The sequence below is a fragment of the Leifsonia sp. KNZ13-11D genome (genome assembly GCF_056754895.1).
On record NZ_JBPGWU010000001.1, the window covers coordinates 603,303 to 624,882 of the forward strand.

Annotated in this window: 22 protein-coding genes; 6 read left to right on the forward strand and 16 right to left on the reverse strand. The window is 72.0% G+C overall.

All coding sequences use genetic code 11. The features are described from left to right. Positions 1 to 11 precede the first annotated feature (11 nt). The 5 genes from ACR9Y5_RS03040 to ACR9Y5_RS03060 form a co-directional block, all read right to left on the reverse strand. Complete coding sequence (locus ACR9Y5_RS03040) at positions 12 to 1,637, reverse strand: GMC family oxidoreductase (RefSeq protein WP_481296579.1); 1,626 nt, start codon at positions 1,635 to 1,637, stop codon at positions 12 to 14. Beyond that, the gene (locus tag ACR9Y5_RS03045) at positions 1,634 to 2,293 is read right to left on the reverse strand and encodes a gluconate 2-dehydrogenase subunit 3 family protein (protein ID WP_481296580.1); all 660 of its coding nucleotides are present in this window, start codon (positions 2,291 to 2,293) and stop codon (positions 1,634 to 1,636) included. Before ACR9Y5_RS03045 ends, ACR9Y5_RS03040 begins: the two co-directional genes overlap by 4 nt. Beyond that, positions 2,290 to 2,697 carry a hypothetical protein gene (locus ACR9Y5_RS03050; protein ID WP_481296581.1) on the reverse strand — a complete coding sequence of 136 codons (408 nt, stop codon included), beginning with the start codon at positions 2,695 to 2,697 and terminating at the stop codon, positions 2,290 to 2,292. Before ACR9Y5_RS03050 ends, ACR9Y5_RS03045 begins: the two co-directional genes overlap by 4 nt. A gap of 95 nt (positions 2,698 to 2,792) precedes the next feature. Further along, positions 2,793 to 4,124, reverse strand: a complete 1,332-nt coding sequence (locus ACR9Y5_RS03055) for an NAD(P)/FAD-dependent oxidoreductase (protein ID WP_481296582.1) — start codon at positions 4,122 to 4,124, stop codon at positions 2,793 to 2,795. Between the two features lie 17 nt (positions 4,125 to 4,141). Next, positions 4,142 to 4,909, reverse strand: a complete 768-nt coding sequence (locus ACR9Y5_RS03060) for a glucose 1-dehydrogenase (protein ID WP_481296583.1) — start codon at positions 4,907 to 4,909, stop codon at positions 4,142 to 4,144. A gap of 229 nt (positions 4,910 to 5,138) precedes the next feature. Between ACR9Y5_RS03060 and ACR9Y5_RS03065 the strand changes: the two genes are divergently transcribed. Next, positions 5,139 to 6,506 (forward strand): NAD-dependent succinate-semialdehyde dehydrogenase, encoded by a 1,368-nt coding sequence (locus tag ACR9Y5_RS03065; protein ID WP_481296584.1) that lies wholly within the window; start codon positions 5,139 to 5,141, stop codon positions 6,504 to 6,506. A 163-nt stretch (positions 6,507 to 6,669) separates the two neighbouring features. Then, on the forward strand, positions 6,670 to 7,002 hold the full coding sequence (locus ACR9Y5_RS03070; RefSeq protein ID WP_481296585.1) for a DUF7882 family protein: 333 nt from the start codon (positions 6,670 to 6,672) through the stop codon (positions 7,000 to 7,002). Between the two features lie 7 nt (positions 7,003 to 7,009). Here the strand turns inward: ACR9Y5_RS03070 and ACR9Y5_RS03075 are convergent, their stop codons facing one another. Continuing rightward, positions 7,010 to 7,882, reverse strand: a complete 873-nt coding sequence (locus ACR9Y5_RS03075) for an aminoglycoside phosphotransferase family protein (protein WP_481296586.1) — start codon at positions 7,880 to 7,882, stop codon at positions 7,010 to 7,012. A 158-nt stretch (positions 7,883 to 8,040) separates the two neighbouring features. On the opposite strand from ACR9Y5_RS03075, the gene ACR9Y5_RS03080 reads away from it, so the two are divergent. Continuing rightward, positions 8,041 to 9,438, forward strand: coding sequence for a pyridoxal phosphate-dependent decarboxylase family protein (locus ACR9Y5_RS03080; RefSeq protein WP_481296587.1), 1,398 nt, complete (start codon positions 8,041 to 8,043; stop codon positions 9,436 to 9,438). Between the two features lie 64 nt (positions 9,439 to 9,502). Here the strand turns inward: ACR9Y5_RS03080 and ACR9Y5_RS03085 are convergent, their stop codons facing one another. The 3 genes from ACR9Y5_RS03085 to ACR9Y5_RS03095 form a co-directional block, all read right to left on the reverse strand. Next, entirely contained in the window at positions 9,503 to 9,757 is a 255-nt protein-coding gene (locus tag ACR9Y5_RS03085) for a DUF6458 family protein (RefSeq protein WP_481296588.1), read from the reverse strand. Between the two features lie 13 nt (positions 9,758 to 9,770). Then, positions 9,771 to 9,935: a hypothetical protein gene (locus ACR9Y5_RS03090; RefSeq protein WP_183080093.1), complete on the reverse strand. Its 165-nt coding sequence runs from the start codon at positions 9,933 to 9,935 to the stop codon at positions 9,771 to 9,773. 69 nt (positions 9,936 to 10,004) lie between these two features. Then, positions 10,005 to 10,496 (reverse strand): MarR family winged helix-turn-helix transcriptional regulator, encoded by a 492-nt coding sequence (locus ACR9Y5_RS03095; protein ID WP_481296589.1) that lies wholly within the window; start codon positions 10,494 to 10,496, stop codon positions 10,005 to 10,007. A 97-nt stretch (positions 10,497 to 10,593) separates the two neighbouring features. On the opposite strand from ACR9Y5_RS03095, the gene ACR9Y5_RS03100 reads away from it, so the two are divergent. Together ACR9Y5_RS03100 and ACR9Y5_RS03105 are read left to right on the forward strand one after the other, a co-directional pair. Next, complete coding sequence (locus tag ACR9Y5_RS03100; protein ID WP_481296590.1) at positions 10,594 to 11,922, forward strand: serine/threonine-protein kinase; 1,329 nt, start codon at positions 10,594 to 10,596, stop codon at positions 11,920 to 11,922. A 115-nt stretch (positions 11,923 to 12,037) separates the two neighbouring features. After that, positions 12,038 to 13,012: a diacylglycerol/lipid kinase family protein gene (locus tag ACR9Y5_RS03105; RefSeq protein ID WP_481296591.1), complete on the forward strand. Its 975-nt coding sequence runs from the start codon at positions 12,038 to 12,040 to the stop codon at positions 13,010 to 13,012. 17 nt (positions 13,013 to 13,029) lie between these two features. Here the strand turns inward: ACR9Y5_RS03105 and gap are convergent, their stop codons facing one another. From gap to ACR9Y5_RS03140, 7 genes are all read right to left on the reverse strand, one after another. Next, positions 13,030 to 14,028: a type I glyceraldehyde-3-phosphate dehydrogenase gene (gene gap, locus ACR9Y5_RS03110; protein WP_481296592.1), complete on the reverse strand. Its 999-nt coding sequence runs from the start codon at positions 14,026 to 14,028 to the stop codon at positions 13,030 to 13,032. 156 nt (positions 14,029 to 14,184) lie between these two features. Further along, positions 14,185 to 15,129: a GlxA family transcriptional regulator gene (locus ACR9Y5_RS03115; RefSeq protein ID WP_481296593.1), complete on the reverse strand. Its 945-nt coding sequence runs from the start codon at positions 15,127 to 15,129 to the stop codon at positions 14,185 to 14,187. Next, positions 15,126 to 15,557: a MarR family winged helix-turn-helix transcriptional regulator gene (locus tag ACR9Y5_RS03120; protein WP_481296594.1), complete on the reverse strand. Its 432-nt coding sequence runs from the start codon at positions 15,555 to 15,557 to the stop codon at positions 15,126 to 15,128. Before ACR9Y5_RS03120 ends, ACR9Y5_RS03115 begins: the two co-directional genes overlap by 4 nt. Before the next feature lie 72 nt (positions 15,558 to 15,629). Beyond that, positions 15,630 to 17,063, reverse strand: a complete 1,434-nt coding sequence (argG, locus tag ACR9Y5_RS03125; protein ID WP_481296595.1) for an argininosuccinate synthase — start codon at positions 17,061 to 17,063, stop codon at positions 15,630 to 15,632. A gap of 255 nt (positions 17,064 to 17,318) precedes the next feature. Then, positions 17,319 to 17,927, reverse strand: coding sequence for a M15 family metallopeptidase (locus tag ACR9Y5_RS03130; protein ID WP_481296596.1), 609 nt, complete (start codon positions 17,925 to 17,927; stop codon positions 17,319 to 17,321). A 199-nt stretch (positions 17,928 to 18,126) separates the two neighbouring features. Next, positions 18,127 to 19,827 carry an amidase gene (locus ACR9Y5_RS03135; protein WP_481296597.1) on the reverse strand — a complete coding sequence of 567 codons (1,701 nt, stop codon included), beginning with the start codon at positions 19,825 to 19,827 and terminating at the stop codon, positions 18,127 to 18,129. Continuing rightward, on the reverse strand, positions 19,824 to 20,864 hold the full coding sequence (locus tag ACR9Y5_RS03140; protein WP_481296598.1) for an agmatine deiminase family protein: 1,041 nt from the start codon (positions 20,862 to 20,864) through the stop codon (positions 19,824 to 19,826). Before ACR9Y5_RS03140 ends, ACR9Y5_RS03135 begins: the two co-directional genes overlap by 4 nt. An 82-nt stretch (positions 20,865 to 20,946) precedes the next feature. On the opposite strand from ACR9Y5_RS03140, the gene ACR9Y5_RS03145 reads away from it, so the two are divergent. Then, positions 20,947 to 21,567: a TetR/AcrR family transcriptional regulator gene (locus ACR9Y5_RS03145; RefSeq protein WP_481296599.1), complete on the forward strand. Its 621-nt coding sequence runs from the start codon at positions 20,947 to 20,949 to the stop codon at positions 21,565 to 21,567. Positions 21,568 to 21,580 lie beyond the last annotated feature (13 nt).

Sequence of the window (21,580 nt, forward strand, 5' to 3'; positions counted from 1 at the left end):
CCCGACGCCCCTCACCGCCCGAGCAGCCGATCCGCGGCCCGCGCCGCGACGGCCATGATCGTGAGCGCCGGGTTCGCGCTGCCCTGCGTCGGCAGAACGCTGCCGTCGGTGATCAGGAGGTTCGGCACGGCGAAGGTGCGGCAGTCCGCGTCGACGACCGCCGCCCGTTCGTCCGCGCCCATCCGCGCGCCGCCGACGAGGTGCGCGTACCGCTGCACCGTCATCGTCTCCTGCGCGCCGGCGGCCTCCAGGATGCGCTCCATCGTCGCCTGTGCCGCCTTCGCGAGCGCGCGGTCGTTGTCGCACTGCGTGTACGAGACGTGGGCGACCGGGAGGCCGTAGCGGTCGGTCTCGTCGGCCAGAGTGACCCGGTTGCCGGCCTGGGGGAGGAACTCGCACAGCGCGCCGAGGCACGCCCAGTGCACGTAGTCGGACATGTAGCGGCGCAGATCCGCGCCCCAGTGGCCCTGCGCCATCACGTGCTCGGCCCAGGTGATCGGCAGCGGGGAGACGGTCTGGATGGAGTAGCCGCGCTTGTAGGGCTCGCCCGGGTCGGTCTCGTAGAACTGCTCCGTGCTCACCTCGGGCGGCGGGGCCTTCCACATCCGGACCTCGTCCGGGAAGCGGCCCGCGGTCTGCGGCGCCCCCTGCACCATGAGGTAGCGGCCCACCTGGTCGAAGTCGTTGCAGAGGCCGTCGGGGAAGCGCGGCGACCGCGAGTTGAGCAGCAGCCGCGGCGTCTCGATCGAGTATCCGGCCACCGCGACCATCCGGGCGCGCTGGAAGCGGGGAACGCCGTCGCGCAGGTAGTGCACACCGGTCGCGTGACCGGTGCGCTGGTCCACCTCGATCGAGGTCACCATGCTGTCCGCCCGGATCTCCGCCCCGTGGTCGAGGGCGTCGGGAAGGTGGGTGATCAGCGGCGACGCCTTCGCGTTCACCTTGCAGCCCTGCAGGCAGAACCCGCGGTAGATGCAGTGCGGCCGGTGGCCGAAGCGGCCGTTCGTGATCGCGACGGGCCCGACTTTCGCCGTGATACCGGCGGCGTCGGCGCCGCGCAGGAACGTCTCTCCGTTCCCGGACACGGGATGCGGACGGTGCGGGTAGCGGTGCGGATCGCCCCACGGCCAGTCCTCGCCGGCGACGGGCAGCTCGTTCTCGATGTCGGAGTAGTAGGGGGCCAGGTCGTCGTAGGCGATCGGCCAGTCGGCGCCGACGCCGTCCGTGCTGCGGATGCGGAAGTCGCTGGGGTGGAACCGCGGCACGTAACCGGCGTAGTGCACCATCGATCCGCCGACCCCGCGGCCGGAGTTGTTCGAGCCGAGCGGCACCGGGTCGCCGCCGCCGATCTGCCGCGGCTCCGTCCAGTACAGGTGGTGGGATCCGGCCTCGTCGCTCACCCAGTCGCGTTCGGGCTCCCAGAACGGCCCGGCGTCGAACGCCACCGCGTTCCAGCCCGCTCGCGCCAGCCGTTGCAGCAGCACGGAGCCGCCCGCGCCGCACCCGACGATCGCGATGTCGACCTCGTCGGTGTCGGCGAACCGGCGCATCCGCTCGCGGAGGCGCGGCTCGGTGCGCGACCCGTCGGGGGTGAGCAGCCAGGCCGAGGCGTTGCGGTCCCGCACCCTCGCGCTCACGAGCGGCCCCCGGCGCGGCGCTCCGCTCCGGTGGCGGGGATCTCGGCGGGATGGGCGTCCGCGACCTCGAACGGCTCACGCCGGCCGACCCCGAGATTCTTGTAGCCGCGCGGGTAGGCGGGGCCGTCGAACCCGATCTCGTCCCACGCCGCCGGGTGGCTGTAGAACGCCGTGCAGGCGTAACGCGTCCAGAGGCTCCAGACCTGTCCGCGGTGGAAGTCGTGCCAGTCCCCGTCGCCGCTCCGGATCGCTTCCAGCAGGGCCGGGCGCTCGCCGCGGTCGCACTCCGCGAAGCCGCAGCCGTGCGCCGCACGTGCGTCGTCGTCGAGGGCGGCGAGCGTCAGGCGCCACGCGTCGGCGTCGCTCGGCATGCTGTCGTAGTGCCAGCCGTCGGTCTGGCTCTCGGCCAGGCGCGCATCCACGAGGGCGGTGACGGGGATGCGGTCCTCGCCCCCCTGGTCGAGCAGCTCGTCGAAGAGCGCGGTCGCCGTCGCCTGTTCGGCCACGTCGAAGAAGCGGATGTCGGCGGCCCGTCCTGCGCGCGACAGGACGACGGCCCGCGTGGCCTCGTCCCAGTGCGCGGCCTGGTCGAGGGTGCGGAACCCCGGGAACCGGACGGGCACGCTGGTGCCGCGCTCCACCGGAGGCGTGCTCATCGTTCGCGCCTCAGGATCGCGGCGAGCAGCCCCATCCCGCCGACCATCGTGACCAGCAGCGGCGCGAGCAGCGGCGGCCCCATCTCGATGTTGTAGCGGAGGTTGTGCCAGCCTCCCGGCTTCTGCGCCACCCCGCGCGCGTGCAGGTAGGTGCCCTGCAGGCCGTTCGCGATGATGGTCGCGGAGGCGATCGGCAGAAGCGTCTTCGCCGCCCGGCGGTTGACGGCCCCGGCCACTCCGGCGATCGCGCCGACCGGCCCCAGGACGATCGGGGCCCACATCCACGGGTTCCCGAAGCTCGCCTTGTCGTGCTCGAAGAAGATCTCGCCCGCCGTAATGAGCGAGCCGACGGCGGTGAGCCCGGAGAGCGACCGCTCGAAGCGGCCGGTCTCGACGTTCCGCACCAGGCGGTCGATCCCGTCGACAGCCCGGTGTCCCGTTCGTCGTACCGGGCGCCGGCCGCGTGTCCTGTGTCGCACTGCCACCTCCATGAGTTGCGTCATCTCTTCGACTGCTCTTCCGCCGCCTCCCGGAACCGCTGCCGGGGGTCGGGGAACGCGCTGACCGGTGCGTCGTCGCGCGGCGTCAACCCGTTCCCGATCCACCCGAGCACCAGGCGGAAGCGTCGGCTCAGGCTCGGCAGCGCGATCGCGTGGTACACCTTGTCGACCGCCCAGGCCGGGAGTCCGCGCAGCGGCAGGCCGCGCAGCACGGCGGCCCCGCGCATCCCGCCGTAGCTGGCCAGCGTGCCGAGCGAGCGGTGCCGGTACTCGACAGGAGCGCGCCCGTCGAGCGCCCGGCGGAGGTTGTCCGCCAGCACGCGCGCCTGCCGTATCGCGTTCTGCGCGTTCGGCGGGTAGTACGCGGGCTGGTGCTCCGCGGTCAGGTCGGGCACCTGCGCGTCGTCGCCCAGCGCCCACACACCGTCCACGACCGTGCCGTCGTCGCGGACCGCCTGCATGGTCGCTGCGCACTGCACGTGCCCCTTCTTCCCCCGGGGCACGCCCGCCCGCTCCAGCACCGGGTTCGGCGTGACCCCGGCGACCCAGACGATGGTGTCCGACGGATGCGTCTCCCCGTTGCTGAGCAGCACCTCGCCGTTCTCGCACGTCTCCATCTCGGTGCGGAGGAGGACGCGGATTCCGCGACGGCGCAGCAGCCGCAGCGTCCAGGCGGAGAGCGACTCGGTGAGCTCAGCGGTGATGCGGCCGGCGGCCTCCACCAGCAGCCAGTTCATCCGCTCGCCGTCGAGCTCGCGGTACCGCTCGAGTTCCGCCGCCGCGAGGCGCTGCAGTTCGGCGATCGCCTCGACACCGGTGTACCCGCCCCCGACGAAGACGAACGTGAGGGCACGCTGCCGCTCCGCCCGATCGTGCGTGGCGGCGGCGAGACGGATGCGCTCCAGCACGTGGTCGCGCAGGAAGGACGCTTCCTCGACGCTCGAGAACCCGATGGCGTTCTCGGCGAGACCCGGGATGGGCAGCGTCTTCGTCACCGCGCCGAGGGCGAACACGATGTGGTCGTAGGAGAGGGACCGCTGCGTGCCGTCGAGCGCGCGCACGACGGCCAGCTTGGCGTCCGGGTCGACGGACTCGACCGTGCCCGAGACGACGTCCGCGTGCCGGAGCGGCCGGCGGAGCGGCACGACGCTGTCGCGCGCCTGCGTCTCGCCGCCCGCGACCTCGGGCAGCAGCGGCTTGTAGGTCAGGTACGGCTGCGGCTCGACGACGGTCAGCCGGAGCCGATGGGCGGCGGCATCGCGGCGCAGGTCCCTGGCCAGTGCGAAGCCGGCGAAACCGGCCCCGAGGATGAGGATGTGCGGCTCGGTCATCGGTCACTCCTTCGCGGTCACAGACCCACGCTTCCGTGCATGATGCCGCCGTCGACGAAGACGGTCGTCGCCGTCATGTAGGCCGCGGCGTCCGAGATGACGAACGCGACGACGTCGCCGATCTGCGACGGCTCGGCCACCTCCCGCAGCGGGATGCTGTTCTCGAGCTTCTGCCGCAACGAGTCGTCCTTCATGGTGGCGGCATTGATCGGGGTGTTCACGGCGCCGGGCGCGACGCTCACGACGCGGACCCCCTGCGGGCCGAGCTCCACCCCGGCCGTGCGGGTGAGCATCCGCATCCCGCCCTTCGAGACGCAGTAGCTGAGGTTGCCGGGCATCGGCCAGTCCTCGTGCACCGACGACACGTTGACCACGACGCCTCCGCCGCCCTGGGCGATGAACCGCTGGGCGGCGCGCTGCGTGCCGAAGACGGCGCTCTTCAGGTTGATGGCGATGACCTCGTCGAAGGTCTTCTCGTCCACCTCGAGCAGGCTGTGCCGCTTCTCGATGCCGGCGTTGTTGACGAAGGCGTCGAGCCGGCTGAACTCGTCGACGGCGGTCTGGATCAGTTTGTCGATGCCGGCCGTGGTCGAGGCGTCCGCTTCGACGCCGATCGCGCGTCCCCCGCCGGCGGTCACCTCCTTGACGAGGTCGGCGGCGTCCTCGGGATGGGAGACGTAGTCGATCACCACGGCGGCGCCGGCTGCCGCCAGGGAGCGGACGATCGCCGCCCCGATCCCACTGTTGCCGCCCGTGACGACGACGCTCCTGCCGCTGAGCTCCACCGGCCCCTCCTTCGCTCGACGTCCGTTGATGCAGCCCATTGAACGCTGGGCTTGCGCAAAGGCAATCGTTCGTGCGAAGGCTCGCAGGGGATGGCGGGCGAACGTCCGGGAAGCTGTACGCGCTGTCGAGGATGCGTTGCCCGGCTGGACGGGGTGGCGGGTCACAGTCGCCCCGGAAGCCGTATTGTCATCTTGGGCCAGACCCGTTTCAGCGAAGAAGAGGAGCGCCATGAGCTACGCCGTGACCAATCCCGCCACCGGCGAGATGGTCAAGACCTTCGACACCATCAGCGACGACGACCTGCAGGCCGCGATCGCGGCCGCCGACAACGCGTTCCGGACGTGGTCGCGATCGACCACCGTGCAGGAGCGCGCGGCGCTCGTCCGCCGGGTCGGCGAACTGCACGTCGAGCGCCGCCAGCAGCTCGCCGACATCATCGTGCTCGAGATGGGCAAGCCCGTCGAGCAGGCCCTGGCGGAAGTCGACTTCGCCGGAGCCATCTACGAGTACTACGCCGACCATGCGGACGATTTCCTGAAGGACGAGCCGATCCAGCTGCTCGACGGCGACGGCTCGGCCGTGGTCCGCCGCTCGGCCCTCGGCGTGCTGCTCGGGATCATGCCGTGGAACTTCCCCTACTATCAGGTGGCCCGCTTCGCCGGCCCGAACCTGGTGATCGGCAACACCATCCTGCTCAAGCATGCGGAGCAGTGCCCGGAGTCGGCCGCCGCCATCCAGCAGATCTTCCTCGACGCAGGCTTCCCCGAGGGCGCCTACGTCAACATCTACGCCAGCCACCCGCAGATCGAGACGGTGATCGCCGACCCGCGCGTGCAGGGCGTCTCGCTCACCGGCTCCGAGCGCGCCGGCGCCAAGGTCGCGGAGATCGCCGGCCGCAACCTCAAGAAGGTCGTGCTCGAACTCGGCGGCTCGGACCCGTTCATCCTGCTCTCCACCGACGACCTGGATGCGGCGGTGCAGAACGCGGTGGACGCGCGCCTCGACAACAGCGGTCAGTCCTGCAACGCCGCGAAGCGCTTCGTGGTCATCGACGAGCTGTACCAGCCGTTCCTCGACAAGTTCACCGCGAAACTGTCGGAGGTGGAGGCGAGCGACCCGACCAGCGAGGACTCGGCACTCGGCCCGCTCTCGTCGCTCAAGGCGGCGGAGAACCTGGACGAGCAGGTGAAGCGTGCGGTCGAGAACGGTGCGACCCTCGTCCGCGGAGGCGGCCGCAACGGCGCCTTCTTCGAGACCACGGTGCTCACGGATGTGACCCCGGACAACCCCGCCTCGAAGGAGGAGTTCTTCGGTCCCGTCGCGCAGGTCTTCCGCGCGAAGGACGAGGAGGACGCCGTCCGCATCGCGAACGACACCCCGTTCGGCCTCGGGTCGTACCTCTACACGACCGACAAGGAGCAGGCGGAGCGCGTCGCGAACCGCATCGAGGCGGGCATGGTGTTCGTCAACGTGGTGCTCGCCGACGGCGCCGAACTGCCCTTCGGCGGCGTGAAGCGCTCCGGCTCGGGCAGGGAGCTGGGCCGCTTCGGCGCCGACGAGTTCGTCAACAAGAAGCTCATCCGCTCCTCCTGGTAACCCCCCCACCCCCCACCCCCCACCGTCGACTACACGAAAACTGCACGGATTCATCGCGAATCCGTGCAGTTTTCGTGTACTCGGGGGTCGGGGCCGGCGCGCGGACAGATCGGGACGGGCGCGAGGCGCGGGCGAGGTTGTACGGTGTCCGTGGAGGTGCCGGATGGGATACATGATGTACGACAGCAGCACGCAGATCTCGTTCGACGACCGCGTGCTCGCGCACCTCGAGGTCGTGATCGTCTCCAAGCTGCGCCGCAAGGAGTCCTTCGCCCTCAGCTGGCGCGAGTCGGCGGAGAACGGCGACGGCCGAACCACCATCTGGATCGACCCGTCCATCCCCCTCCGCTTCCGCTACAGCGGGTCGCGACCCCCTGTGATCGACCGGGAATGGATCGAGCACCTTGCGGCCTCGGCCGCGAGCTCCTCCGGCCTGATCGCCCTCGACGAGGACGGCCAGCACGTCACCGGAACCACGCACGAGCGGGGCATCTAGGGGCCGTTCACTCCTCGAGCTGGTCGAGGGTGTGCCGGGCGAGCGCCGCCATGCGGGGGTTGTCGTCGGACGACATGGCGAGCGCGGACGCCATCGCGACCGCCCAGCCGCGAGCGCGCCTCCAGGTCGCACGGTCGGGGGATGCGGGCAGCGCCGCGCGGAACGCCTCCCGGGCGTCCCCGTCGAACGTCAGCCACGCGGTCGCCAGGTCGGTGGCGGGGTCGCCGCTGGTCACATCCCCGAAATCCAGCACGGCGGCCAGCGTGCCCCCGCCCAGCAGCAGGTTTCCGGGATGGAGGTCGCCGTGCAGCAGCAGGGGCGGCCCGTCCCACACCGCGGCCTTCAGAGCGTCGCGCCAGGCCTGCTCCAGGTGGGCGACCTGCCGTCGTCCGGACAGCGACCGCAGCCGCAGGCGCACCACCTCGTCGCGCGTGGCGAGCGGCACGCCGCGCACCGGGTTCCTGGGCGCGCCCGGCGCCGGGACGGCCAGCTCTCCGACGAAGCGCGCAAGCGGCTCCGCCAGCCCTGCGCGTTCGGACGCGTCGACGGAGGCGCCGTCCGTCCCCTCGAACCACTCGATCACGCTCCACGGCCAGGGGAACGCCTCCGAGGGCGCGCCGACGCGCACGGGAGCGGGAACGCGGACGCTGACGCGGGCGGCGATCGCGGGCAGCATCCGCTGCTCGTGCTCGATCAGGTGCGCGGCGACCTCGCGGCGGGGAACGCGCACCGCCAAGCGGTCGCCGAGGCGGTACACCTGGTTGTCCCAGCCGTCCGAGACCAGTCGCAGCTCTCCTGTGAGATCGGGATGCTGCTCCGCGAGCAGTCGGCGGACGAGTCGTTCGTCGGTCGCGATGTCGGCTGCAGGCGTGTCGCTCACCGGTCGAACCTAGCAGGATGCGTGGCGCGCCCGGGACGGCTTCGACGCAGCGGATCGGCCGTCGGGCGTCCGTCATCTGCAATGAAAATGCGTACGGGGCGTAATCACGCGGATTGCGTGCATACCGCGCCAAACGCGTGCGGGATCTGTGTGAAAGCATGTCCGTCGGAGGTTCCATGACCAACACGCCCGCCCCGTCCGCCGACCGCATGCATGCGGTCACCCCCGAGACCCGCGAACTCGTCGACCTGGTGCTCGACTACTCGCGGCGCCGCATCCTGAGCGAGGACACCCCGCTCGACAAGCCGCTGCCCGAGTTCGAACTGCGCCGGCTCGCCGGGCAGACCGTGTCGGAGAGCGGGATCGGCGCCGAGCGCGCGCTCGCCCTCTTCGAGCACGTGCTCGCCCCCGCCTGCATCACCACCGACCACCCGCGGTACCTCTCGTTCATCCCGACCGCCCCGACCAAGGCGGCGACCGCGTTCGACCTGGTGGTGTCGGCCAGCGCCGTCTACGGCGGTTCGTGGCTCGAGGGATCCGGAGCCGTCTACGCCGAGAACCAGGTGCTCGCCTGGCTGGCGAGCGAGTTCGGGCTGCCGGCGACGGCGGGCGGCGTCTTCGTGCAGGGCGGGACGCTCGGCAACCTCTCCGCGCTCGTCGCCGCCCGCGACGCCGCACGCACCGAGCGGGGCAACCCGTCGGGCCGCTGGGTGATCGTCTGCAGCTCCGAGGCGCACTCCTCGGTGTCGTCGGCCGCCCGGGTGATGGATGTGGACGTCGTCGCGGTCTCGCCCGGCGAGTCCGGCGTCCTCACCGGTGACGCGGTGCGTCCGGCGCTGGAGGAGTACGGCGACGCCGTCTTCGCGGTCGTCGCGACCGGCGGATCGACCAACTTCGGCATCGTCGACGACATCGCCTCCGTCGCGGCCCTCAAGTCGGAGTTCTCGTTCTGGCTGCACGTCGACGGCGCCTATGGGCTGGCCGGAATGCTGTCCCCGCTCGCGCGCCATCGCTTCGCGGGCGTCGAGCACGCGGACTCCGTGATCGTCGACCCGCACAAGTGGCTGTTCGCGCCGTTCGACGCCTGCGCGCTGATCTACCGCGACCCGGAGGCGGGTCGCCGCGCGCACACGCAGCATGCCGAATACCTCGACACGCTCACCGAGAACACCGAGTGGAGCCCGTCCGACTACGCGGCGCACCTGACGCGCCGGGCGCGCGGGCTGCCGTTCTGGTTCTCGCTCGCGTCGCACGGGGCCGCCGCGTACCGCGACGCCGTCACGGCGTCCATCAGGCTGGCCGGGCAGATCGCCGACGAGATCGAGCGGCGCGACGGGTTCCGCCTGGTGCGGCGCCCGCAGCTCTCCGTCGTCGTGTTCGAGCGGGAGGGCTGGACGAAGGAGGACTACGCCGTCTGGTCGGCTCGCCAGCTCGACGAGCAGCGCGCCTTCGTCACACCGAGCTCGCACGCCGGCCGGCCGAACACGCGGTTCGCCGTGCTGAACCCGTTGACGACCTACGACGACCTGGTCGGCATCCTCGACACGATGGTCTGAACGGCCGACGCCGAAGCCCCCGTACCCTGCGGCACGGGGGCTTCGGCGTTCGAGAGGGAAGGTGTCAGACGATGTCGTCCGACTCGCCCGTCCGGCGCGTCACGCGCTCGCCCGTCGCAGGATCGACGGCCGTGCGGGTGGTGGCGACGGAGGAGCGACGCCGGGTGAGCAGCACGATCCCGATGATGATGCCGATGACTCCGGCGACCATCAGGATGTAGCCCACCAGGTGCAGGTCGATCCAGCCGACCTGGACGTTGAGAGCGAACGCGAGGATCGCGCCCACAACGACGAGGAAGATCCCTGCGCCGAGGCTCATGGCGTCTCCCGGCCTAGACCCGGCGGCTTCCGGTGAGCAGCCGCACCAGCCAGACGATCACGGCCAGGACGAGCAGGATGATTCCGACCCAGAGCAGGAAGTTCAGGGACTGCACGAAGCCGCCGGTGAGCAGCAGGATGATCGCGATGATGGCAACGATGATGAGCAGGATGTTCATGGAGAAGTGTCCTTTCCTTGACGCGCTCCACACAACAACTGCTTCAATTGCCTAGCAATCCCCTTGACTTCACGTCCGTTTGGGCCTAGCCGTGCGCTCGGACGCGATCCGGTCCACCGTCTGGCGCATCTTCGTGAGGAAACGCGTCACCGTCTCGGCCTCGTCGGCGCTCAATTCGGCGGTCGCGGCGGCGATCTGCTCCTGAGCGGCGGCGAGCAGGGGACCGGTGTCGCCGAGCGCGTCGCGGGTCGGGACCAGCTCCACCGAGCGCTTGTCCATGCGGCTCGGACGCCGCTCCACGAATCCCGCCTTCGTCAGCCGATCGATGAGCAGGGTGGTGGACGCGCTGGAGACCCCCAGATAGGCGCTGACGTCCTTGGCGAAGGTCGGACGTCCCGCGGCCGTGTTGTCGAGGATCAGACGCAGGGCGAGCAGGTCGTTCTCGCCGATCCCCATCGCCGCCCCGGTGCGCCGCCGCATCGCGGCCTCCGCCGCGCGGTAGACCTGCAGCGCCTCGAGCACACCCGTCTCGGGCCGAGGCTCCTCCGGTTCGTGCGTCACTCTTATCAGTCATGCCCAGGATGCGCCCGTATGCAACGGGGGCGGACGCGACTGTCGGCGGATTCACGGACACGGGTTGGGCGCGTATGCTCGCGCGGTGGACGAACAAGTGCTCCTCGAGCGGTATGAGCTGCACGACCGGTTGGGTCGGGGCGGGATGGCGACGGTGTTCCGCGCGCTCGACCGGCGGTTGGACCGCGAGGTCGCCGTGAAGGTGTTCGCCAGCGGAACAGCGGTGGACGATGCGCGACGGCGCACGGAGGCGACCATGCTCGGGCGGCTGAGCCACCCGAACCTCGTCGCGCTCCACGATGCGCACCTCGCGGCGGACGGCGACTCCACGCCCAGTTTCCTCGTGATGGAGCTCCTCGACGGAGAGGACCTGCGCACCCGCCTGGAGCACGGTCCGCTCCCTCCGCAGGAGGCCGTCGACGTGGTGGTGGGAATCGCCGAGGCGCTCGTGGTCGTGCACGAAGCCGGCATGGTGCACCGCGACCTGAAGCCGGGCAACATCCTGCTCGCCGAGGCGAGCGTCCCCGGCGGCAAGACCGTCGTGAAACTGGCCGACTTCGGGATCGCTCACCTCGTCGGCTCCGAGCGCATCACCACGATCGGCACCGTGATGGGTACCGCCGGCTACCTCAGCCCCGAGCAGATCTTCAGCGGGGAGCCCGGGCCGTCCTCCGACATCTACTCACTCGGTCTCGTGATGCTCGAGGCGCTGACCGGGGTGCGCGAGTACCCCGGGACTCCGCTGGAAGCCGTGGCCGCGCGGGCGGCGCGCGACCCGCGCATCCCCTCGTCGCTGCCCGAGGACTGGCGCGGGATGCTGGGCGCCATGACGGCGCGCGATCCTCAGCTGCGTCCCACGGCGCTCGAGGTCGCGGTCATGGCCCGCGAGCTCGCGCCTCAGCTGGCGGGGTGGACGCCCGAAGCGCCGGAGGACGTGGCCACGGTCGCGATGCCCGCGGTCGGGGCGGAGGCGGCGGCGGCGGAGGCCGAGCCGTCCGGCGGCACCGCCGATGCCGGGGCCGGGCGCGAAGCGACCGACCCGACGCGCATCCTGCCCACTGCGCGTGCCCGCCGCTCGCCCGCGTCGACGCGTCGCCGGCGTGGCATCGTCGCGACAGGGGCGGTCGCGGGCAGCATCCTGGTCGTCCTGGCGACGCTCGGGCTCGGCAGCATGATGGCGCCGGCGTCGGAGAAGCCCCAGAGCGTCCCGGACACCCCCCGGCCGACGCCCAGCGTCGTCGCGCCGCCCGCGACCGTCGCGCCGGTCGACACGCCCGCCACGCAGGAGCCGGTGCAACCGGCTCCCGTTCAGCAGCCCGCTCCGCAGCAGGACCCCGCCAAGCAGCAACCCGCCAAGCCCGGTCCGGGCAAGGGCGGCCCAGGCAAGGGCGGCCCGGGCGGGGGCAAGGGCTGACCAGCCTGCCGCCGGCTTGCAGACGCGCCCGTCCGTGAGCCTGCGCCGGCCGTGAGCCGCGCCCGGGATCCCCGCGAGCTTCCGCAGCCGCCCGTTCGCCGGTACTGTCCGGGGTATGCCCGAGCATCCGAGGACCGCCGCCATCGTCGTGAACCCGGTGAAGGTGGATGAGCCCGCGCTCCGGGAAGCGCTCGCAGCCGCCGAGCGGCGCTGGGGCTGGAACGAGACGATCTGGCTCGAGACCACGGAGGACGACCCCGGCGGGGGCCAGACGAATGAGGCCCTCGAGCGCGGGGCCCACGTCGTGATCGCCGCCGGCGGCGACGGAACGGTGCGCACCGTCGCCGAGGCGTTACGCGGGAGCGACGTCCCCATCGCCCTGCTGCCCTCCGGGACCGGCAACCTCCTCGCCCGCAACCTGGACCTCACCCTGGATGACGTGGAGAACGCGCTCGACTCCGCCTTCGACGGCGGCGACCGGTCCATCGACATGGGCGTGGCCGAGCTGCGCGACGGGGACGGTCCCATCCGCCGCCACGCCTATCTCGTCATGGCGGGCGTCGGGATCGACGCGCGCATGATCGCGGCGACCGACGACGACCTGAAGGCGCGCCACGGGTGGCTCGCCTACGTGAAGGCGATCGGAACGGTGCTGCGCGACAAGAACCAGCTGCGCGTCCGCTACCAGCTCGACAAGAGGGGGGTGCACTCGGCGCGCGCCCACACCGTCCTGATCGGGAACTGCGGGTCGCTCCCCGCCAACATCCTGCTGCTGCCGGATGCGGCGGTGGACGACGGCGAGTTCGACATCGTCGTCCTGCGGCCGGAGGGGTTCATCGGATGGCTGCAGATCGTCGTCAAGATCTTCTGGGAGAACGGCGTGCTGCGCCGCACCACCGTCGGCCGGCGCTTCATGGGCGCCGACCGGGAGGTGCGGGCGATGAACTACCTCAAGGGCCGCGAGTTCGTCATGCGGCTGAGCCGGGCGGAGGAGGTGGAGCTGGACGGCGACCTGTTCGGGCGCGCCTCCGCGCTCCGGACCTGGGTCGATCCGTCCAGCCTCACCGTCAAGGTTCCTCGCGAGGAGTGAGCCTCGGGCAGTGAAACTCAGGCGCGGGCCAGCAGCTCCAGCGTGTCCACGACGCGGTTCGAGAAGCCCCACTCGTTGTCGTACCAGGCGACGACCTTGACGTGACGCCCATCCACCCGGGTCAGCGCCGAGTCGAAGATCGACGAGGCGGGCTGCCCGGTGATGTCGCTCGACACCAGCGGGTCCTCCGAGTAGTCCAGGATGCCGCGCAGCGGGCCGTCGGCCGCCGCACGGTATGCGGCGAGCACCTCGTCGCGGGTGACGTCCCGAGCGACGGTGGTGTTGAGCTCCACGATGGAGCCGACGGGCACCGGCACGCGGATCGAGTCGCCCGACAGCTTGCCGTCGAGCTGAGGCAGCACCAGGCCGATGGCCTTCGCGGCGCCGGTCGTCGTCGGCACGATGTTGACCCCGGCCGCACGCGCACGGCGCAGGTCGCGGTGCGGGCCGTCCTGCAGGTTCTGCTCCTGCGTGTACGCGTGGACGGTCGTCATGAAGCCGTGCTCGATGCCCGCGAGGTCGTCGAGCACCGCGGCGAGCGGGGCGAGCGCGTTCGTCGTGCAGGAGGCGTTGGAGACGATGACGTGACGCTCCGGGTCGTAGGCGTCGGTGTTGACGCCGTACGCCAGGGTCACGTCCGCGCCGTCGGACGGGGCGCTGACCAGCACGCGGCGCGCGCCGGCGTCGAGGTGGGCGCGTGCGGCCTCCGCGGAGGTGAAGCGCCCGGTGGACTCGAGCACGACCTCCACCCCGAGCTCGCCCCACGGCAGGTCGGCGGGCTCGCGCTCGGCGAGCACGCGGATGCGGCGACCGTCGACCACGAGGGTGTCCCCGTCGACCTCGACGGAGCGTCCGAGCCGGCCGAGCGAGCTGTCGAAGGCGAGGAGGTGCGCGAGGGTCGCAGGGGCGGTGAGGTCGTTCACGGCGACGACCTCGAGGTCGGTGTCGCGCCCCAGGAGGGCGCGGAGGGTGTTGCGGCCGATACGGCCGAATCCGTTGATGGCGATGCGGGTCATGGGCGTTCCTTTCGTGTTGCCGCATCCATGCTCGTCATCGGCTGACGCGTCAGCTAGTGGCGTGGATGCCATGCTGCGAAAGTATCGCGCCAGACATTTCGCCAGGTGGCGCAAGGATCACGCCAGCAGCCCGTCGACAGGTGGCCAGGCGGATCGTCAGGCCGAGAACGTGTTCCGGTACTCCGTGGGCGATGTCCCGAGGATGCGCTGGAAGTGCAGCCGCAGGTTGGCGCCCGTGCCGAGTCCCACGCGAGCGGCGACCTGCTCGACGCCCAGATCGGTGCGCTCCAGCAGCTCGCGCGCCAGGTCGACCCGCGCGCGGAGCACCCACTGCATGGGGGTGTAGCCGGTGTCCTCGACGAACCGCCGGGAGAACGTTCGGGCGGACACGTTCGCGTTCCGGGCCAGCTGGTCCAGGGTCAGCGGCTCGGCCAGGTGCGCGAGCGCCCACTCCCGCGTGCTGGCGAACAGGTCGCCGAGCGGCTCCGGCACACTCCGCGGCACGTACTGCGCCTGGCCGCCGCTGCGGTACGGCGCGGACACCAGCCGCCGGGCGACGCGGTTCGAGAGGCCGACACCGTGGTCGCGGCGCACCAGGTGCAGGCAGAGGTCGATGCCGGACGCGGCGCCCGCCGAGGTGAGGATGTCGCCCTCGTCGACGAACAGCACGTTCTCGTCGACCCGGACCAGGGGATGCCGCTCCGCCAGCGCCCGCGTGTAGTGCCAGTGGGTGGTCGCGCGCCTGCCGTCGAGCAGCCCGGTCGCAGCCAGCGCGAAGGCCCCGGTGGAGATGGCGGCGAGCCGTGCGCCGCGCTCGTGCGCGGCCAGCAGCGCTCCGACGACGGAGGCGGGCGGCTCGGTGGTGGCGGGCGAGCGGTAGCCCGGGACGAACACGGTGTCGGCCTGCTCCAGCGCCGACAGACCCTCGGCCACGTGGTACGAGAGGCCGTCCCCGCCGGTCACCAGCCCGGGGGCCGCGCCGCACACCCGCACCTCGTACGGCATGCTCGGCCGGTGCGAGAAGACCTGCGCCGGGATGCCCACGTCGAGCGGCTTCGCGCCCTCCAGCACCAGCACGGCGACGCGGTGCGGCGCGCTCATGACCGGGCGGAGACGATCTGCAGCAGTGCCGCGCGCAGGGCGTCGGGGTCGGCGACCTCGGGGAACACGTCGTCCTCCAGCCCGCGCACCCCCGCGAACGCCGACCGGCCCGCGTCGGTGATCGCGAGCACGTGCCGGCGACGGTCGACCGGGTCGGGAGTGCGGGTGACGAGGCCCTCACGGACCAGGCGGTCGACGGTGCGCGACATGGTCTGCGGTTCGACCTGCGCCATCCGCGCCAGATCGGACTGCGAGTCGAACCCCAGCTCGAGCAAGTGCAGCACGATCAGTCCGGCGTGCGTCAGCCCGCGCTGCTCCAGCGCCTCGGCCCACGCACGCTCGACGGCCCGCGAGGCGGCGCCGAGCAGCCGGCCGAGCGGCCAGTTCTCGGGGCGGTGCTCCTCCGCCTCGGCCTCGCGCGTGTCCATACCCTCATCGTACGGATGCGCGGGCCGCAACGGTGCGCGCTGTGCGCATCCTGTGCGGTCTCCCGCTCGCGCTCAGTCGGTGCCGGAGTCGAACGCGGCGCCCTCGGAGCTGAGGTCGATCTCGCGGGAAAGCTCCTCATCCACCGACTCGACGCCCTCGAGGATCGCGCGGGCGCGTCCCTCCTCCAGTTCGCCGACCAGCGCGCCGGTCGGGCCGCCGATCAGGCCGGCGGCGGCGTACTGCTCCAGCCGCGACCGGGAGTCGGCGATGTCGAGGTTGCGCATGGTCAGCTGGCCGATGCGGTCGGCGGGGCCGAAGGCGGAGTTGCCGACGCGCTCCATCGACAGCTTCTCGGGGTGGTAGCTGAGCGCCGGGCCCGCCGTGTCGAGGATGGTGTAGTCGTCGCCGCGGCGCAGTCGCAGCGTGACCTCGCCGCTGATGGCCGAGCCGACCCAGCGCTGCAGGGACTCGCGGAGCATGAGCGACTGCGGGTCGAGCCAGCGGCCCTCGTACATGAGGCGGCCGAGGCGGCGGCCTTCGTTGTGGTAGTTCGCGACCGTGTCCTCGTTGTGGATGGCGTTGAGCAGGCGCTCGTAGACGATGTGCAGCAGGGCCATGCCCGGCGCCTCGTAGATTCCGCGGCTCTTCGCCTCGATGATGCGGTTCTCGATCTGGTCGGACGCGCCCAGGCCGTGACGGCCGCCGATCGCGTTGGCCTCCAGCACGAGCGCAACCGGGTCGTCGAACTCGGCGCCGTTGATGGCGACCGGACGACCGGCCTCGAACCGGACGGTCACGGTCTCCGGCGTCACCTCGACGTCGTCGCGCCAGGCGGCGACGCCCATGATCGGGTCGACGATGTCGAGACCGGCGTCCAGCTCCTCCAGGCGCTTCGCCTCGTGGGTGGCGCCCCAGATGTTGGCGTCGGTGGAGTACGCCTTCTCGCTCGGGTCGCGGTAGGGGAAGCCGCGGGCGACGAGCCACTCGCTCATCTCGGTGCGGCCGCCCAGCTCCTCCACGAACGCGGTGTCCAGCCACGGCTTGTAGACGCGCAGCCGCGGGTTGGCGATCAGGCCGTAACGGTAGAACCGCTCGATGTCGTTGCCCTTGTAGGTGGAGCCGTCGCCCCAGATCTCGACGCCGTCCTCCATCATCGCGCGCACCAGCATGACGCCGGTGACCGCGCGGCCGAGCGGGGTCGTGTTGAAATAGGTCTTGCCCGCCGAGCGGATGTGGAAGGCGCCGCACTGCAGCGCGATCAGTCCCTCCTCGACCAGGGCGCGCTTGGCGTCGACGAGCCGGGCGATCTCGGCGCCGTACTCCTTCGCGCGGCCGGGGACCGCGTCGATGTCGGGCTCGTCGTATTGCCCGATGTCGGCGGTGTACGTGCAGGGCACGGCGCCCTTCTCACGCATCCACGCGACCGCGCAGGAGGTGTCGAGCCCTCCCGAGAACGCGATGCCGACTCGCTCACCGACGGGCAGACTGCTCAGAACCTTGGACACGGCGACCAGCTTACCGGGCGGGGTGCGCGGTCTCGGTGCCGCGGTGGCGCTGCAGTGCCGCCGCCGCGCGAGCGGTCGCGGGCGCACATTCGTGCCGAATGCGCGGCATCGCGCGCGGTGGAGCGACATTCGTGCCGAATGTGCAGCGCGCATCAGCGCGGCGGGCGCGGAGATTTGTGCCGAATCGCGGTTTTGCGACGCCCATAACCGCGATTTGGCACGAATCGTGAGGCGAGGGGAGGGGAAAGGCGCGGGTCAGCCCCGGCCGTCGGGGGATGGGGCGGGGCACGCGGCGCCGGGCTGCGTCAGCAGCTCGAAGTGCCAGGCCTCGTTGGCGTACGCCTGGCACAGTCCCCAGGCGTCGCCGAAGCGGTTGAGGAAGTCCATCGCTCCGGCGTCGGCGATGTCGACTGCCTCGCCGCGCACGTGAGCGGAGTCGCGGCCGCGCCGCACCCACTTCTCCGCCTCCTCCTCGCTGCCGTACCGGGCGACGGCCTGCGCGAACAGGGACTCCTGGTAGCGTTCCGACCTCCAGCCGTCGGCGATGGTGATGCGCGACCCGTCGCCGTCCTGGACCATCGCCTGCTGCGCCTGCCGCAGCGCGTCGAGCAGCCGAGGGTCCAGCCGGGTGACCGCCGGAAGCTCGCTGTCGAGCTGCAGCGAACTCCCCTCGGGGATGTACCCGTCGTCGTCGGTCAGGCCCCGGACGCTGTCCGGGCCGGCGCCCTGGGCGGTGCCGGGCGCGGTCCCCGGCTCACCGAAGGGCCGGACGAGCGCACCGGCCGAGGCGCTGCATCCCACCAGGGTCGCGGCGAGCAGGAGGGACAACGCTGCCCCGAGGAGGCGCGGACTCTGTGGGTGCATGCCTCCACGCTCGCAGCCCGCGGCCGGGGCCGCGTCCGCCGGCAGGCGCATCCGGGTCCGTCGCGCGGCGTACGACCGAGACACCGTGGCGCCCTGCCTGCTCCCGTCCCGCGCCGCGATTCGTGCCAAATCGCGGTTATGAACGCCGCATAACCACGATTCGGCACGAATCGTGACGGGGCCGAGCGGCGAGACCGGGTCAGGCGAGCCGCGGCGTGCGCGGCGGCTCCGTGCGGCGGCGGCCCGTCGCCTCGAAGGCGGCGGCCAGCCGCAGGAGGGCCGCGTCGTCGTACGCGCGGCCGGCGAACGTGAGGCCGACCGGCATCCGCGTGTCCGTCATCGTCCCCATCGGCACGGTGACCGTCGGGATGCCGAGGTGCCGCGGCACCAGGTTGCCGTTCGCGACCCACACCCCGTTGCGCCAGCCGAGGTCCGCGGCGGCGGGGTTCACGTCCATGTCGGCGGCGGCGACGTCCGCGACGGCGGGGAAGACCACGGCGTCGAGGCCCAGCCCGTCCATCCACTCCTCCAGATCGACGCGACGCGTCTCCTCCAGCCCGCGCAGGCCGCCCTCCAGCTCCGGGATGCTCTCGAGCGTCGTCCCGGGATGCGCACGCACCCAGGCGGGGTAGTCGGCGATGTCGTCCTCGAAGCCGTCGTAGCGGTCGGGAAGTGCGCCTTCCGGGTGCGGGAAGATCCGCGAGCCGTCCACGTCGGCGAGCGTCCGCAGTGCGGGATCGCCGTTCGCCGCGAGGAAGTCGTCCCACGCCCACGCGGACAGGTCCACGATCTCGCGCCGCAGGTAGGCGGGGCTCACCAGCCCCCGCGTCGCGATGGTCGGCGCGCCGGGACGGTCGCCCTCGTAGTTCGACACCGCCGGGAAGTCGACCTCCACGACGGTCGCGCCCGCAGCCTCCAGGTCGCGGCGGGCCGCCTCCCAGAGCGCCATCACGGATTCGCGCGTCTCGATGCGGCGGCCGGTCGGGCCGCCGATGCCCGGGCGCTCGGCCGTGCCGGCGTCCGGGTCGGCGTTGATGTACATGCGTGGGACGCCGATGCGACGCCCGTCGAGGGAGGCGCCGTTCGCGAGAGACGGATACGACGACGGCCGCAGCTCGGACGCCCGCGGGATCGGCACCCACGGCTGGGCGCGCCAGAAGTCGCCGCGCGTCTCGGCGTCGTCGGCGACGATCACGTCGAGCACCTCGAGGAGGTCGGACATGGTGCGCGTGTGGGGCACCACCACATCCATCGTCGGCACGAGCGGCCAGTTCCCGCGCACCGAGATGACGCCACGCGACGGCGTGTAGGCGCACAGCGCGTTGTTGGAGGCGGGCGCCCGGCCGGAGGACCACGTCTCCTCGCCGAGACCGAACGCGGCGAAGCTGGCGGCGGTCGCCGTGCCGGACCCGTTGGAGGACCCGGACCCGAACGCCGCCGTGAGGTAGTCGCCGTTGTAGGGGGACTCGGCGCGGCCGTAGACGCCGCGCTGCATCCCCCCGTTCGCCATCGGGGGCATATTCGTCAGCCCGAGCAGGATGGCGCCCGCGGCACGTAGGCGCTCGATGGTGAACGCGTCCCGCTGCGCGACGAGGTGCTCGAACGCGGGCGACCCGGCCGCTGCGGTGAGCCCGCGGGCGAGGTAGCTGTCCTTCGCCGTGTACGGGATGCCGTCCAGCGGCCCGAGCGTCGCTCCGCCGGCACGGCGGGCGTCGGATGCGCGGGCCTCACCGAGCGCGTCGGGGTTGCGCACCACGACCGCGTTGAGGCGCGGGCCGGAGGCGTCGTACGTGTCGATCCGCGCCAGGTACGCCCTCACCAGCTCCTCGCTCGTCGTCTCCCCGGCCTCCAGCGCGCGTCTCAGGTCGGCGATCGAGGCCTCCACCACGTCGAACGTCATCGGACCCCCTCCACCGCCGGCTGCTGCTGGGTGATGCAGTGGATGCCGCCGCCGCGCGCGAAGATCGGCCGCGAGTCGACCATCGTGACGCGACGCCCGGGGTAGGCGGCCTGGAGGATCTCGGTCGCCTCGGCGTCCGCGCGTTCCTCGCCGAAGCCGCACGCGACCACGCCGTCGTTCACGACCAGATGGTTGACGTAGCTCCAGTCGACGAACCCCTGCGCGTCGCGCAGCGTCGCCGGTGCGGGCAGGTCGATGATCTCCCACGCGCGTCCGGCCGCGTCGGTGGTCGCGGCGAGCAGTGCGCGCAGCTCGCGCGAGACCGCGTGGTCGGGGTGCTCCGGGTCGCGCTGGGTGTGCAGCAGGAGGGTTCCGGGGGACGGGATGGTCGCCACGATGTCGACGTGACCGTTGGTGCCGAAGTCGTCGTAGTCGCGGGTGAGCCCGCGCGGCAGCCAGATCGCCTGCGTGGCGCCGATGGTGCGCGCGAGTTCCGCCTCCACCCGCTCCTTGTCGGCGTAGCGGTTGCGGCGCGGGTCGAGCTGCACCGTCTCGGTGAGCAGCACCGTCCCCTCGCCGTCGACGTGGATGCCGCCGCCCTCGTTGACGAGCAGGGAGCTGACGAGCTCGGCGCCGGTGCGCTCCGCGACGAACCGGGCGATCTCGGCGGACTTCCGCCACTCCGCCCACTCCGGGTCGCCCCAGCCGTTGAACGTCCAGTCGACGGCGCCGAGAACGCCGGGGCGCTCGTCGTCGATGACGAAGGTCGGGCCGAAGTCGCGCATCCAGAACTCGTCGAGCGGTGCCTCGACCTGGTCGACGTGCGAGCCGAGCATGCGCCGGGCGCGCTCGCGCTCACTCGGGTCGACGACCATCGTCACCGGTTCGTACTCGGCGACGGCGTGGGCGACGGCCATCCAGGATGCGTAGGCCTCCTCGGCGGAGGCGGCGTCGTCGCCGAGCGTCAGCCCGGCGCGCGGGAACGCCATCCACGTGCGCTCGTGCGGGGCGGTCTCGGAAGGCATGCGCCAGGTCATCGGGGCCTCCATCGGTCGGGGACGACGTTTGTTGATCAAATGATCAATAAGTTACCCAGAAGGTACCTATACTGGGCGGACCATGTCAAGAGCACCCCGCCGACCGCCCGCCGAGCGCCGCGCCGAACTGGCGACCGCGGCGCGCGACCTGGCGCTCGCCGACGGGCTCGCGGCCGTCACCCTGCGCGGCGTCGCCGGGCGCGCGGGCGTCACCCCCGCCCTCGTCGCGCACTACCACCCGGCGATGGATCAGCTGGTCGCCTCGGCGTTCACCGCGGTGGTCGGCGCCGAGCTCGCGGAGGTGGAGGCGCTGCTCGCTCCCGGTGACGGGGCGGTCGGCCGGCTGGCGCTGCTGCTGCGCACCCTGCTCGACGGCACGCGCGACGACGTCACGCTGGTCTGGGTGGAGGCGTGGGCGCTCGGGCGCCGCAACGACGCGCTCGCGGCGGCGGTCCGTGCCCAGATGGACGCCTGGCAGGCGCTCATCCTCGGCATCGTGACGGAGGGCGTCGACGCGGGAGACTTCTCCGCGGACGACCCGGCCCGGGCCGCCTGGCAGCTGCTCGGGATGATCGACGGACTGAACGCGCAGGCCCTCGTCCGCTGGGGTGCCGGCGGCGACCGTGGCCCCGTGCTCGCCCGCGCAGTCGAGGGGATGCTCGGCCTGCGCCGCGGGTCGCTGGACAGCGCGTCGACGACGTAGGCCGCGTTCGAGA

What these genes read in the sequence shown, in the direction of transcription:
- ACR9Y5_RS03045 (WP_481296580.1), bottom strand. Translation starts at nt 2,293, where the DNA reads ATGAGCACGCCTCCGGTGGAGCGCGGCACCAGCGTGCCCGTCCGGTTC.
- ACR9Y5_RS03055 (WP_481296582.1), bottom strand. Translation starts at nt 4,124, where the DNA reads ATGACCGAGCCGCACATCCTCATCCTCGGGGCCGGTTTCGCCGGCTTC.
- ACR9Y5_RS03065 (WP_481296584.1), top strand. Translation starts at nt 5,139, where the DNA reads ATGAGCTACGCCGTGACCAATCCCGCCACCGGCGAGATGGTCAAGACC.
- ACR9Y5_RS03070 (WP_481296585.1), top strand. Translation starts at nt 6,670, where the DNA reads ATGGGATACATGATGTACGACAGCAGCACGCAGATCTCGTTCGACGAC.
- ACR9Y5_RS03080 (WP_481296587.1), top strand. Translation starts at nt 8,041, where the DNA reads ATGTCCGTCGGAGGTTCCATGACCAACACGCCCGCCCCGTCCGCCGAC.
- ACR9Y5_RS03085 (WP_481296588.1), bottom strand. Translation starts at nt 9,757, where the DNA reads ATGAGCCTCGGCGCAGGGATCTTCCTCGTCGTTGTGGGCGCGATCCTC.
- ACR9Y5_RS03090 (WP_183080093.1), bottom strand. Translation starts at nt 9,935, where the DNA reads ATGAACATCCTGCTCATCATCGTTGCCATCATCGCGATCATCCTGCTG.
- ACR9Y5_RS03105 (WP_481296591.1), top strand. Translation starts at nt 12,038, where the DNA reads ATGCCCGAGCATCCGAGGACCGCCGCCATCGTCGTGAACCCGGTGAAG.
- gap (WP_481296592.1), bottom strand. Translation starts at nt 14,028, where the DNA reads ATGACCCGCATCGCCATCAACGGATTCGGCCGTATCGGCCGCAACACC.
- ACR9Y5_RS03115 (WP_481296593.1), bottom strand. Translation starts at nt 15,129, where the DNA reads ATGAGCGCGCCGCACCGCGTCGCCGTGCTGGTGCTGGAGGGCGCGAAG.
- ACR9Y5_RS03120 (WP_481296594.1), bottom strand. Translation starts at nt 15,557, where the DNA reads ATGGACACGCGCGAGGCCGAGGCGGAGGAGCACCGCCCCGAGAACTGG.
- ACR9Y5_RS03130 (WP_481296596.1), bottom strand. Translation starts at nt 17,927, where the DNA reads ATGCACCCACAGAGTCCGCGCCTCCTCGGGGCAGCGTTGTCCCTCCTG.
- ACR9Y5_RS03135 (WP_481296597.1), bottom strand. Translation starts at nt 19,827, where the DNA reads ATGACGTTCGACGTGGTGGAGGCCTCGATCGCCGACCTGAGACGCGCG.
- ACR9Y5_RS03140 (WP_481296598.1), bottom strand. Translation starts at nt 20,864, where the DNA reads ATGACCTGGCGCATGCCTTCCGAGACCGCCCCGCACGAGCGCACGTGG.
- ACR9Y5_RS03145 (WP_481296599.1), top strand. Translation starts at nt 20,947, where the DNA reads ATGTCAAGAGCACCCCGCCGACCGCCCGCCGAGCGCCGCGCCGAACTG.